This is a genomic window from Pseudomonas granadensis (assembly GCF_900105485.1).
Taxonomy (GTDB): domain Bacteria; phylum Pseudomonadota; class Gammaproteobacteria; order Pseudomonadales; family Pseudomonadaceae; genus Aquipseudomonas; species Aquipseudomonas granadensis.
In genome coordinates, this window is record NZ_LT629778.1 from 1,523,952 (window position 1) to 1,536,154 (window position 12,203).

Below are 12,203 nucleotides of genomic sequence, written 5' to 3' on the forward strand. Positions count from 1 at the left end.
TTACAAGCGCCTAAAAAAGTAAGCAAAAAACGCTTGCTCCTACGTACGGCCCTCGCAGGCTCGGGTCCCTTCGCTCCGGGACCGATCCGGGCGCAGCGGCTACGGTTTGCTTCGCTGCACCTACTTCCGCTGTGTACGACTTCGTCGTACGGTCGCTGCGCTCCCACGCCCGGATCGATCCCTCCGCTCAGCCTTCCGATGTCGCTGGTTAGGCAAAATCAAGATCAAGGGCACTCGAGCTAACGCTCATTGTTGAGTGGTTAGAAGCGGCGCATGTCTTTGGATTTGTGGTGTGGCTGCCCCTCACCCCAGCCCTCTCCCCCTGGAGAGGGAGCCGATTTTGGTTGATTTCGAGACTTGCGTTCGACTCGGTATCGCGGGTCGGTTTAGCTCTCGCATCCACCACGGTCAGTCCCCGCTCCCTCCGGGAGAGGGTTAGGGTGAGGGGCTTTTGACGTTGAGGGTTTTCATCCATTTCGGTCTCATTTGCCCACCTCGGCATTCGCATACAGATAATCCGTCGCCAGCGAGGCCAGTGTCCTGACTCCAACCACCAGCGCTGACTCGTCGACAAAGAACCCCGGATTATGATTCGGCGCGGCTTTGCTCATGTCCTGATCTCGTGGCGTCACGCCCAGAAACACAAACAAGCCCGGCGCCTCCTTGGCGAAGAAGGAGAAGTCTTCCGCGCCGCCCACCAGCGGCCCTTGGACGACGTCGTCCTTGGCGGCCCATTTCAGGGTTGGCAGCATTTTCTCGGTGAGCGCCGGGTTGTTGATGGTCGGGTCGTATTTTTCGATGATCGTTACGTCGGCTTTGGCGCCGCCGCTTTCGGCGATTTTTTCGATGGTCTGGCGGACGTCTTTGTGCAGTTTCTGGCGGATGCCGTAGTCGTAGGAGCGGAGGGTGCCGGTCATGTCGACGGATTCGGGGATGATGTTGTAGCGGGTGCCGCCGTTGATGGTGCCGATGCTGACCACGGATGGATAAGAGGAAATGTCGGTGCGGCGGCTGACCACGGTTTGCAGGCCGACCAGGGTCTGGGCGCTGACGGTGATCGGGTCGATGCCGTCCCAGGGGCGGCCGGCGTGGGTTTGTTTGCCGAGGATCTTGATGCGCAGGTCGTCGGAGCTGGCCAGTGTCGGGCCGGGGCGGTAGGCGATCTGGCCGGCGGGGACGCCGGCCCAGACGTGCAGGCCGAACACCGCGTCGGGCTTGGGTGATTTCATCACGCCTTCCTGCACCATCATTTTCGCGCCCCAGGTGTTTTTGCCGTCGGGGATGAAGTCGCTGGGGCCTTCTTCGGCGGGCTGGAAATAGAACACCACGGTGCCGGGCAGGGTGTCGCGCATGCCGGTAAGGATTTTCGCCGTGCTCAGCAGGATCGCCGTGTGGGCGTCGTGGCCGCAGGCGTGCATGACGTCGACTTCCTTGTCGAGGTAGGTGCCTTTGGCTTTCGAGGCGAACGGCAGGTCGGAAACTTCCTTGACCGGCAGCGCGTCCATGTCAGCGCGCAGGGCCACGGTCGGGCCGGGCAGGGCGCCTTTGAGAATAGCGACCACGCCGGTGCGGGCAACGCCGGTTTTCACGTCCAGGCCCATGGCTTTGAGCTGCCCCGCGACCAGCTCGGCGGTGCGTTTTTCGGTGTTGCCGAGTTCCGGGTGGGCGTGCAGGTCGCGGCGGGTTTCCAGCAGTTCGGGCTCAAGTTTTTGCGCCTGTTCGGCGATCTGCTGGCGGCTGCTGTCGAGGGTGGCGGCGCCGGCGTGGCTGGCGATCAGGCTGAGCAAAACTGCCTGGGCAATGCGCGTCAGTTGCATGAGCTTCTCCTTGATTGTTGTTGTCGGGCTTCCTTGCCTGTGACTGCAACCGCGTGCCTGAGTGCTATTCCTTCGGCTGGCCGCCACCGGCGGTGATCACCTGCACGCTCATGCGCGGCGTTGCCAGGTCGAGCCCGGCCTCGTCGAGATGGCGTTTGAGCGACAGGTTGAACGCGCGGGAAACTTCCCACTGCTTGATCGGCGCAGTCTTGAAGCGTGCGCGCAAAATCGCACTGCCCGACTCGAAACTTTCCACGCCCTGGATTTCCAGCGGCGACCAGATATTGCGTCGTTGCAGCGGATCGGTACGCATCTTCTGCCCGACGTCGCGCATCAGTTTGATCGCGTCGTCGATTTCCATGTTGTACGGCACCGCCACGCGGAAGATCGCGTAGCCGAACTCACGCGAGTAGTTCTTGATGCTTTTGATTTCGCTGAACGGAATGGTGTGGACGATGCCGTCGATATCGCGCAGGCGCACGGTGCGAATAGTCAGGCCTTCGACGGTGCCGAGGTGGCCGCCGACGTCGACGTAATCGTCGATGGCCAGCGAGTCTTCAATGATGATGAACAGGCCGGTGATCAGGTCCGCGACCAGTGACTGCGCACCGAAACCGATGGCCAGACCGATGACACCGGCACCGGCCAGCAGCGGCGTGACGTTCATGCCCATGTTCGCCAGGGCGACGATCAGCGCGATGATGAAAATCGTCACGAACAGCACGTTGCGGATCAGCGGCATCATCGTCTGCGCGCGGGCGTTGGCCAGGCCTTTGCGTGAACGGGTGAGGGCGTGGTGCACGGCGGTGTCGGCGAGAATCCAGATCAGCCAGGAAATGATCAGCGTGCCGATCAGGCTGAACAGTTTGACGCTGACGTCATGACCGTCGCCCTCGGCGAAACCGATCAGCGAATGGCCCCAGACTCGCAGGCCCAGTTCGATGAACAGCAGCCACACCAGCAAATGCGCGAGGGTGTAGAAAAAGTTTTTCAGGCGTTCCGAATACAGCGCATGGCGTTTCGGCCCGCGTTGCGGTTTCAGCGAATGACGGCGGACGAGGCCGTTGATGACCATGCACAGCACCAGCAGCACCGTGCAGATCAGCGACTGGCGCAATGCCGTGCTGGTGTCGCCGGCGGAGACGAAGGTGGCGAACAGCGAAATACCCACCAGCACCAGCGCCGGCACGTACCAGAAGGTACCGAGGATTTCGATGGTGTCGCTGAGGGCGCGACGGGTCAGGCGCCTTGACAGCGGCTGGTTGCGGATCAGGTGTGCGATCGGTCGGCGGAAACGCAGGATGAACAGACCGGTCGACAGCGCCGCCAGCACATTGGCCACGGTCGCGGCAGTGTGCGCCAGATGCACGCCGAGGCTGGCGACCAGACGCGGGTCGCTCAAGGCCTCACCGAACGCGGCGAAACTGCCGATCAGCCACAGCGGCCGGAAGGCCTGATGGCGCAAAATGTACAGCGCGCGATGGCGGTGCGGGCCGTCTAGCAGGGAGAACGCGATCACGCAGATCGCCGAAAAACAGGTGCCGACCACCAGCGCGTACGCCAGCACCATCGCCAGACTCTTGCCCAGAGACGAGGGCAACGCGTAGCTCATGTACACGGTCATCACCAACGCGATCAGCCACGGCCCGAGCTTGCGCAGGGCAAAGCGCAGCATGTCGAGGGCGCGTGGGTGTTGCGGCAGTTCTTCGGTGAGGCCGAAGCGCAGACGCACGCGGTGGCCGAGCCAGATCAGCGCGGCGGCGAGCAGGCTCCAGACCATCAGGATCATCGCGAAGCCGAAAATGATCGGCAGCCATTGATTGGTCGGCAGCATCAGGCCGCGCAATTCGTCCTTGGCCAGATCGAATTCATTGCCCCAGCGATTGAGCGGGCTGTCGGCGCCGGTGAATTGTTTTTCGAAATTGGCGAGGGTGCCGCCGATCAGACCGAGCACGCCTTCTTCGGGGCTGGCCTGGGCCTTGTTGGTGGCGTCGCGCAGTTTCTTCAGGTCGCTCAAGAGTTGCGCGCGCTGCTGGTCGTTTTCCAGAGACTTGATGACTTCGTCGAGGGACTGGCCGAGCGGTTCCTCTGCGACAGGCTGCGCTTTGCCGGTGTTAAGCATGCCGGGCAAACCGACCGCATGGGCGGGTGCCAGCGGCAGCAGGGTCATCAGAAAAACGAGAAGCAGGCTGGGTAAGGCAAGGAAACGAGCGAACACGAGGCGGTCAACCGGGCAAAGGGTGGATGCGCTGGAGTGTACGAGCCCCATGGGCGCAATGCGAGCCGGCACGGGTTATTCGTTGAGTTTGGCGAGGATCTTGTAGATCACTGTGGCGAGGATCATCAACATGCCGATCCACATGGCGAAGACGCCGGCGTTCTTGTCACGGAAGTTGAAACCGATCGCCAGCAGGAGCATTCCGCTCAGGATCGGAATGAGCATGGCGTGGAACGACGACATCGAGATCATGGAGACTGCCTTGTCTTTGAGATGACTGGAGTCTAGGCGGATTTTCGATCCGGGGGAGTGATATGGTGCAGGAATTTTGCGGTTTCTTGTGTCTGGGCTGGCGCTTTCGCGAGCAGGCTCGCTCCCACAGTTGGAATGCTTTCCAGGGTAGGAGCGCGCCTGCTCGCGAAGCTTCTCAGCCTTTAAGGCAGGTCACGACTGGCATAGAACGCACTGAGCACTTTGACCAGGTGCGCCAGATCATGGCTGCCGCACAGCTCGCGGATCGAGTGCATGGCGAACGTCGGCAGGCCGATGTCGACGGTGCGCACGCCCAGGTGGCTGGCGGTGATCGGGCCGATGGTCGAGCCGCAGCCCATGTCGCTGCGCACCACGAAACTCTGCACCGGGACTTCTTCAGCCATGCACAGATGACGGAAGAAACCGGCGGTTTCGCTGTTGGTGGCGTAGCGCTGGTTGCTGTTGACCTTGATCACTGGGCCGGCGTTGAGCTTCGGACCGTGATTGGCGTCGTGCTTCTCCGCATAGTTCGGGTGCACGCCGTGGGCGTTGTCGGCCGAGACCAGCAGGGATTTCTGAATGGTGCGAACGAACTCATCACCTTCCGGCAGCACGCGGCGCAGGGTCTGTTCGAGCATCGGACCATCGGCACCGCAGGCCGAGCAGGAGCCGACTTCTTCGTGATCGTTGCACACCAGCACGCAGGTTTCGTCGGTTTCGGCGTTGAGCAAGGCTTGCAGGCCGGCGTAGCACGACAGCAGGTTGTCGAGGCGCGCGCCGGCAATGAAATCGCCATTGAGGCCAATCACCGCCGCGCTTTGCGTGTCGTAGAAACTCAGCTCGTAATCGAGCACCACGTCGGCGTTCAAACCGTGTTCGCGGGCCAGTTGATCGGTGAGCACGGCGCGGAAATCCACGCGCTCGTCACCGGCGAACTGCGCGAGGATCGGTGGCAGCTCGGTCTGCGCGTTGATTGCCCAGCCCTGATTGGCTTCACGGTTGAGGTGAATGGCCAGGTTGGGAATGATCGCGATCGGCGCCTTGAAGTCGATCAACTGGCTCTCGACCTTGCCGTCGCGGCGGAAGGTCACGCGGCCGGCCAGCGACAGATCGCGGTCGAACCACGGCGCCAGCAATGCCCCGCCGTAGACTTCGACGCCCAGCTGCCAGAAGCCCTGACGCTGCAATTCCGGTTGCGGCTTGACCCGCAGGCACGGGCTGTCGGTGTGCGCGCCGACCAGACGGATACCGCCATGCAGCGGCGAGGTGCGGCCCATTTTGATGGCGACGATGGAAGAGTCGTTACGGGTGACGTAATAGCGGCCGTTCGGCTCGGTGGTCCATGGCTCGCGCTCGTCGAGACGCACGTAACCGGCAGCCTCCAGACGCTGAACCAGACTGGCGGTGGCGTGGAACGGGGTAGGGGAGGCCTTGAGAAAGTCGATCAGGCCTTGGTTCAACTCTTCGCGCATAAGAAACTCCAGACAGCAATGGGCGCGAGTTTAACGTATTGGCCGAACAATTGAATCCGGACCATAACCCCTGGAGGAGTGAGCCTGCTCGCGATTGCGGTGTGTCAGATCATTGTTGATTGACTGACAGAGCGCAATCGCGAGCAGGCTCACTCCTACAGGGGGACGGTGTTCGGTCAGAACGGCGCCGGGCACTCGAAGCGCAGGCGTTCGCCGGTTTGCGGGTGGGTGAAGCTGAGCATGCTCGCGTGCAGGCACAGCCGCGGCCACGCCGCCAACGCCTGTTCATGGGCGTAGAGCCCGTCGCCGAGCAACGGATGACCGATCGACAACATGTGCACGCGCAATTGGTGCGAGCGCCCGGTGATCGGCGTCAGTTCGACGCGGCACCAGTCGCCGCAACGCTCCAGCACCTTCCAGAACGTCAGCGCATGCTTGCCGAATTCGTGATCGACCACGTGCCGTGGCTTGGTCGGCGGATCGTAACGCAGGGGCAGATCGATACTGCCGCTGTCGAGCGCCGGCTGACCCCAGGCCAGTGCGGTGTAGGCTTTTTCGGTTTCGCGGTCGTGAAATTGTCGCGACAGTTCGCGGTGCGTGTCGGCGTCGCGGGCCAGCAAGATGATGCCCGAGGTTTCCCAGTCCAGACGATGGACGATGCGCGCTTCCGGGTAGCCGTTTTCCTGCAGGCGGGTGATCAGGCAGTCCTTGTTGTCGTCAGCGCGGCCGGGCACCGAGAGCAGCAGGGTCGGTTTGTCGACCACCAGTACGGCGGCGTCCTGATGGATGATGCGGATGTTGGACAGCGGCATTAAACAGCCTCGTAACAAATGCCAACGGCGGTTCAGGGCCACTCCACTGAAGGAATGGCCCTGAACCGCCGTCGTACCTGCCGGGTCGACTCAGCGATCGGGCAGGGTGATGTTGAGTTCCAGGATCGAGCAACTGCCCTGGCTTTCCAGTGCAACATGTACGTCGTCGTTGCCGATGTTGACGTACTTGCGGATCACGTCGACCAGTTCCTTCTGCAAGGCTGGCAGGTAATCCGGCGTGCTGCGCTGGCCGCGCTCATGCGCCACGATGATCTGTAGACGCTCTTTCGCTACCGAGGCGGTACTTGGCTTTTTGTTGGCACGAAAGAAGTCAAAAAGGTTCATTACCTACCTCCAAACAGGCGCTCGAAGAATCCCTTCTTCTCGACATCGAGGAATCGGTGGGCTTTTTCTTTGCCCAGCAGGCGGTCGACGGTATCGCTGTAGGCCTGACCGGCATCGCTCTGGTCGTCGAGAATCACTGGCACGCCCTGGTTGGATGCCTTGAGCACCGCCTGGGATTCCGGGATCACGCCGAGCAGCGTTACCGAGAGGATTTCCTTGACGTCTTCAACGCCGAGCATTTCGCCTTTTTCAACACGCTCTGGATGGTAGCGGGTGATCAGCAGGTGTTCCTTGATCGGGTCTTCGCCACGTTCGGCGCGGCGCGATTTGCTCGCCAGCAGGCCGAGCATGCGGTCCGAGTCACGTACCGAGGAGACTTCCGGGTTGGTCACGACGATCGCTTCGTCAGCGAAGTACATGGCCAGGTGCGCGCCTTTTTCGATGCCCGCCGGAGAGTCACAGACGACGAACTCGAATTGTTCCTTGAGCTCCATCAGGACTTTTTCCACGCCTTCGACGGTCAGCGCGTCTTTGTCGCGGGTCTGGCTGGCGGCCAGCACGTAGAGGTTTTCCAGACGCTTGTCTTTGATCAGCGCCTGTTGCAGGTTGGCTTCGCCGTTCACGACGTTGACGAAGTCGTATACCACGCGGCGCTCGCAACCCATGATCAGGTCGAGGTTACGCAAGCCGACGTCGAAGTCGACGATCACTGTTTTGTGGCCGCGCAGCGCGAGACCGGTACCGATAGCGGCGCTGGTGGTGGTCTTACCCACACCACCCTTGCCGGATGTAACCACGAGAATCTTGGCCAAGGTGTTTCACCCCTAAGGAAGAAGGACTGTTCAGCCCCTGAAAAACATCTCTTGAAAACTACTGCAGTCGGACAGCCTTGGCTGGAATTTGGCTATAAGGCCTTTTTCCTACTTCGTTTGAGCCGTTTTCGCTACGTTTTAGAGATGCTTGGAAAATGCGGCAGTATCCGTTAAAGCCGAATGATGTTCAACACGTCGCCCGACAGGCTGACCTGCACGCCCGAACCCCACATCGGGTCGCGACGCAAATCTTCGGAGACCTTGTAATGACCGGCGATGGAGATCAGTTCAGCGCTCAATTGCTGACAGAAAATCCGTGCCTTGGTATCACCTTTCACGCCGGCCAGCGCGCGGCCACGCATCGGGCCGTATACATGGATGTTGCCATCGGCGAGAAGTTCCGCCCCCGGACTGACCGAGGACACCACCACCAGATCGCCACCCTGGGCGTATATCTGTTGGCCACCACGCACTGGCGTGGTGATGACACGGGTCGGTTTGACCGTCGGCTCGGGCGGTTTCTCCGGCTTCTTTTTGACTTCGGCTTCGGGCATTTCCAGCGGCCGTTCACGGGCGCCGGACGGCGGCAGCACGGGGATGTCGATGGCGATGGCGGCGGCGATGTCTTCGATGCGGCTGGCGCGAATGGCGAGCGTGCGCAGGCCATGCTGACGGCACACGCGCATCAGCCCCGGCAGGTCGATGGCGCCCTGGCTCGGCGGCAGTTTGTCCAGCGCCAGAACCAGCGGCGCGTTGCTGAAGAAATTCGGCGCCTGGGCGACTTTCGCGGCCAATTGCCGATCGAGGCTCTCGAGGTCGTTACGGGCCAGTTCCAGCACAGTAATGGCCAGCATGCTGCCCTTGAGCTGGAATACGGGATCTTGGTCTAACGGGTCGGTTTGGCTCATGTCGGCATACAACGGCTTGTCACTAAAAGTGCCGAGACTTATAACGAGAACGCCCGCGAGCCGCAAGCCGGGTCGAACGATGTAGAATGCGCGGCCACTGTATTTACGGAAGCTTTAATGGATCGCCCGCGTTTTCGAAAAGCATTTCTTGCTCCGCGCTTCTGGCCGCTCTGGTGCGGTCTGGGGCTTTTATGGCTGATCGTGCAGTTGCCGTATCCGGCACTGCTGACCATCGGTCGAGTTTTGGGCGCGTTGATGTATCGCGTGGCCAGCGACCGACGGGCCATCGCCCGGCGCAATCTGGAACTGTGCTTCCCGGAAAAGTCCGCCGCCGAACGCAAACGCCTGCTCAAGGAAAACTTCGCCTCCACCGGTATCGCTTTCTTCGAGATGGCGATGAGCTGGTGGTGGTCGCGTGAACGCCTGGCGAAACTGGCTCATGTCGAAGGCCTCGAGCATCTGCAGAAGGCCCAGCGCGAGGGCAAAGGCGTGATCCTCATGGCCGCGCACTTCACCACCCTGGAAATCGGCGCGGCGCTGCTCGGCCAGCAGCACACCATCGACGGCATGTACCGCGAACACAAAAACCCTTTGTTTGACTACGTCCAGCGTCGCGGCCGCGAGCGACACAACCTCGATTCGCTGGCGGTGGAGCGCGACGACGTGCGCGGCATGCTCAAGCTGCTGCGCTTAGGCCGGGCGATCTGGTATGCACCGGATCAAGACTACGGCGCCAAGCAGAGCATCTTCGTGCCGCTGTTCGGCATTCAGGCGGCGACAGTGACTGCGACAACCAAATTTGCCCGTCTGGGCAAGGCGCTGGTGGTGCCGTTCACTCAGGAGCGTCTGGCGGACGGCAGCGGCTATCGGCTGGTGATCCATCCGCCGCTCGAAGATTTCCCCGGCGAAACCGAAGAGGCCGACTGCATCCGCATCAATCAGTGGGTCGAAAGCGCGTTGCGGGCATGTCCCGAGCAATACCTCTGGGCGCATCGGCGCTTCAAGAGCCGCCCGCCGGGCGAGCCGAAGCTGTACGCCAAACGCGCCTGATCGAGCCTTTTCTATAAGCACCCTGGAGGGTTGCGATGCGCCCAGCTGAACCGGTCACAGGTTTGATTCTTTCCGGCGGCGGGGCGCGAGCGGCGTATCAGGTGGGCGTGCTGGCGGCGATTGCCGAACTGTTGCCGCTGGGCGCAGACAATCCGTTTCCGGTGATCGTCGGCACCTCGGCCGGGGCGATCAACGCAGTCAGCCTGGCCAGCGGCGCCACGGATTTTCGCGCCGCCATCGAACGCCTGACCTTGTTCTGGCAAGGCTTGCGCAGCCATCGTGTACTGCGCAGCGACTGGCCCGGGGTGATCCGCCAGGCCAGCCGCTTCGTCAGCCACAGCCTGCTCGGCCTCGGCCGGCAAATGCCGGTGGCGCTGCTCAACAGTTCGCCGCTGCGCGAATTGCTCAATGAAAAACTGCACCTGCCCGGCATCGCGGATTCCATCGCGCGCAAGCAACTGCACGCGGTGGCGGTGACGGCGTTTGGCTACGAATCGGGGCAGGCGGTGACCTTTTATGAGGGTGGCGGCACCATCGATGCATGGCTGCGGCATCGGCGCATCGGTGTGCCAACGTCGTTGTCGGTCGAGCATCTGCTGGCCAGCTCGGCGATCCCGTTGCTGTTCGCACCGGTGAAACTCGACGATGAATTTTTCGGCGATGGTGCTGTGCGCCAGTCGGCACCGATCAGCCCGGCCCTGCACCTGGGTGCCAGCCGCGTGCTGGTGGTCGGCGTCAGCGGCAACCCGCGCGGGGTCGATCCGCAACAACCGCTGGCGCGCAGCTACACCGGTCAGCAGCCGACGCTGGCGCAGATCGGCGGGCATATGCTTAACAGCACGTTCATCGACAGTCTTGAGAGCGATATCGAGTTGCTGCAGCGCCTCAACCAGTTCAGTCACTTGCTGCCGGACGGTACGCCGACCCGCGAGTTGGGCGTGGCGCCGGTGGAGGTGCTGGTGATTGCGCCGAGCCAGCCGATCGATGAAATCGCCGCACGCCATCGCCAGGAACTGCCGGCGGCGTTGCGGTTGTTTTTGCGCGGGCCGGGGGCGACCAGGACGAGCGGGGCGGGGGTGCTCAGTTATCTGCTGTTCGAGGCGGGGTATTGCAGCGAGTTGATTGAGCTGGGGCGGCGGGATGCGTTGGCAAAAAGAGAAGAACTGTGCAAGTTTTTGGGAATTGGTGAGGCGGTGGCACCCGCTTGATATTGGCGGTGCGGCCATCGCCAGCAGGCTGGCTCCCACAGGGGGGTTGCGGTGTACCCAAAACCAATGCAAGAGCCAGCACTGGCGGTGCGGCCATCGCCAGCAGGCTGGCTCCCACAGGGGTTTTGCGGTGTACCCAAAACCAATGCAAGAGCCAGCACTGGCGGTGCGGCCATCGTCAGCAGGCTAGCTCCCACAGGGGGTTTGCGGTGTACCCAAAACCAATGCAAGAGCCAGCACTGGCGGTGCGGCCATCGCCAGCAGGCTGGCTCCCACAGGGGTTTTGCGGTGTACCCAAAACCAATGCAAGAGCCAGCACTGGCGGTGCGGCCATCGCCAGCAGGCTGGCTCCCACATTGGTTTTGTGTACAGCGCAGAACCCTGTGGGAGCCAGCCTGCTGGCGAAGGCGTCGGTGAGGACGCCGCTGGATCAGAAGTGGAACTTCACCAGGAAGCTTGTGGTGCTCTGATCGGTCTTGAAGTACTGGCTGTCTTCGATGCCGTACTTGTCCGACCAGTAATCGTATTCAACACCGACATACAATTGCTTCTCGCCGAAATTCAGCGCCTTGCCCAGGTCATATTTGACTTGTGGGTTGAAGTGCAGGTTGGCGTGATAGTCGCCCTTGGAGTTGGAGTCGTTGTCGACTACCCAGTCCATGAAACCGTCGATGAGGATATTCGAGTTGCCCACCGGAATCGTGTAGGACCACACCGGCGTGATCTGCCAGACATTGTCACCGGCGCGCGCGCCCTGGGTGTGACGCTGGTAGAAGTTCAGCTGGAAGTAGTCGAAGCCCGGAATCGCCAGATCGAAACCCGGACCGATCAGGTACGACTCGGTATCGCCTTCACCGAACTCGTAGGTCATCGCCAGCAGCACGTCGGTCACCGGGCCGAACGCCAGTTTCTGATCGAAGATCTTGCCGAACGACAGACGCGGACTCAGTTCGCCGTAGTAGGTGTTGGAGCCGACGCCGCCATCTTCCTTGCCGTTGTAGAAGATCTTGTCGATGAACAGGAAGTTATCCCCATATTTCCAGGCATCGGCATGTTCGAAAGTGACGGTCTGCTGAATGCGCGGATTGACCTGGAAGTCCTTGCCATAGAGGTAGGTCAGGCTGTTGTTCTGCCATTGCAAAAGGCCGTCGGCCATCGCCTGCCCCCCGGCCAGCAGCGATCCCGCAAGCATCAGGCTGGTGCACATACGTTTCATTCGGTTGCTCCCAAAGTAGGTGTTCCACGTTTGTTTTTTTAAGATCGGCGCTCTGGTGTGGCGCCTTTTTTCGTTGCTGCAAAATCCATCCGA

At 61.5% G+C, this 12,203-nt stretch carries 11 protein-coding genes; 2 read left to right on the forward strand and 9 right to left on the reverse strand.

Annotation, left to right across the window (positions count from 1 at the left end; translation table 11 throughout):
* Positions 1-482: 482 nt before the first annotated feature.
* The 8 genes from BLU52_RS06825 to minC all read right to left on the reverse strand — a co-directional run bounded on the left by BLU52_RS06825 (position 483) and on the right by minC (position 8,636).
* Entirely contained in the window at positions 483-1,817 is a 1,335-nt protein-coding gene (locus tag BLU52_RS06825; protein ID WP_090282481.1) for an amidohydrolase, read from the reverse strand.
* A 64-nt stretch (positions 1,818-1,881) separates the two neighbouring features.
* Positions 1,882-4,035, reverse strand: coding sequence for a mechanosensitive ion channel family protein (locus BLU52_RS06830; RefSeq protein WP_090282482.1), 2,154 nt, complete (start codon positions 4,033-4,035; stop codon positions 1,882-1,884).
* Positions 4,036-4,110: 75 nt separating this feature from the next.
* Complete coding sequence (locus BLU52_RS26770) at positions 4,111-4,287, reverse strand: hypothetical protein (protein ID WP_167359889.1); 177 nt, start codon at positions 4,285-4,287, stop codon at positions 4,111-4,113.
* A gap of 182 nt (positions 4,288-4,469) precedes the next feature.
* Complete coding sequence (locus BLU52_RS06835; protein ID WP_090282483.1) at positions 4,470-5,759, reverse strand: M18 family aminopeptidase; 1,290 nt, start codon at positions 5,757-5,759, stop codon at positions 4,470-4,472.
* Between the two features lie 176 nt (positions 5,760-5,935).
* Entirely contained in the window at positions 5,936-6,571 is a 636-nt protein-coding gene (locus tag BLU52_RS06840; RefSeq protein WP_090282484.1) for an RluA family pseudouridine synthase, read from the reverse strand.
* A 90-nt stretch (positions 6,572-6,661) separates the two neighbouring features.
* On the reverse strand, positions 6,662-6,916 hold the full coding sequence (gene minE / locus BLU52_RS06845) for a cell division topological specificity factor MinE (protein WP_003223146.1): 255 nt from the start codon (positions 6,914-6,916) through the stop codon (positions 6,662-6,664).
* Complete coding sequence (minD, locus tag BLU52_RS06850) at positions 6,916-7,728, reverse strand: septum site-determining protein MinD (RefSeq protein ID WP_007913953.1); 813 nt, start codon at positions 7,726-7,728, stop codon at positions 6,916-6,918. The genes minE and minD overlap by 1 nt, the downstream gene beginning before the upstream one ends.
* Positions 7,729-7,898: 170 nt before the next feature.
* Positions 7,899-8,636, reverse strand: coding sequence for a septum site-determining protein MinC (minC, locus tag BLU52_RS06855; protein ID WP_090282485.1), 738 nt, complete (start codon positions 8,634-8,636; stop codon positions 7,899-7,901).
* 117 nt (positions 8,637-8,753) lie between these two features.
* Between minC and BLU52_RS06860 the strand changes: the two genes are divergently transcribed.
* Both BLU52_RS06860 and BLU52_RS06865 read left to right on the forward strand, forming a co-directional pair.
* Positions 8,754-9,686, forward strand: coding sequence for a lipid A biosynthesis lauroyl acyltransferase (locus BLU52_RS06860; RefSeq protein ID WP_090282486.1), 933 nt, complete (start codon positions 8,754-8,756; stop codon positions 9,684-9,686).
* A 35-nt stretch (positions 9,687-9,721) separates the two neighbouring features.
* On the forward strand, positions 9,722-10,894 hold the full coding sequence (locus BLU52_RS06865) for a patatin-like phospholipase family protein (RefSeq protein ID WP_090282487.1): 1,173 nt from the start codon (positions 9,722-9,724) through the stop codon (positions 10,892-10,894).
* 430 nt (positions 10,895-11,324) lie between these two features.
* On the opposite strand, the gene BLU52_RS06870 is transcribed toward BLU52_RS06865, so the two are convergent.
* Positions 11,325-12,110: an outer membrane protein OmpK gene (locus BLU52_RS06870; RefSeq protein WP_090282488.1), complete on the reverse strand. Its 786-nt coding sequence runs from the start codon at positions 12,108-12,110 to the stop codon at positions 11,325-11,327.
* Positions 12,111-12,203 lie beyond the last annotated feature (93 nt).

What these genes read in the sequence shown, in the direction of transcription:
- minE (WP_003223146.1), bottom strand. Translation starts at nt 6,916, where the DNA reads ATGAACCTTTTTGACTTCTTTCGTGCCAACAAAAAGCCAAGTACCGCC.
- BLU52_RS06840 (WP_090282484.1), bottom strand. Translation starts at nt 6,571, where the DNA reads ATGCCGCTGTCCAACATCCGCATCATCCATCAGGACGCCGCCGTACTG.
- BLU52_RS26770 (WP_167359889.1), bottom strand. Translation starts at nt 4,287, where the DNA reads ATGATCTCGATGTCGTCGTTCCACGCCATGCTCATTCCGATCCTGAGC.
- BLU52_RS06825 (WP_090282481.1), bottom strand. Translation starts at nt 1,817, where the DNA reads ATGCAACTGACGCGCATTGCCCAGGCAGTTTTGCTCAGCCTGATCGCC.
- BLU52_RS06835 (WP_090282483.1), bottom strand. Translation starts at nt 5,759, where the DNA reads ATGCGCGAAGAGTTGAACCAAGGCCTGATCGACTTTCTCAAGGCCTCC.
- BLU52_RS06860 (WP_090282486.1), top strand. Translation starts at nt 8,754, where the DNA reads ATGGATCGCCCGCGTTTTCGAAAAGCATTTCTTGCTCCGCGCTTCTGG.
- minC (WP_090282485.1), bottom strand. Translation starts at nt 8,636, where the DNA reads ATGAGCCAAACCGACCCGTTAGACCAAGATCCCGTATTCCAGCTCAAG.
- BLU52_RS06870 (WP_090282488.1), bottom strand. Translation starts at nt 12,110, where the DNA reads ATGAAACGTATGTGCACCAGCCTGATGCTTGCGGGATCGCTGCTGGCC.
- BLU52_RS06865 (WP_090282487.1), top strand. Translation starts at nt 9,722, where the DNA reads ATGCGCCCAGCTGAACCGGTCACAGGTTTGATTCTTTCCGGCGGCGGG.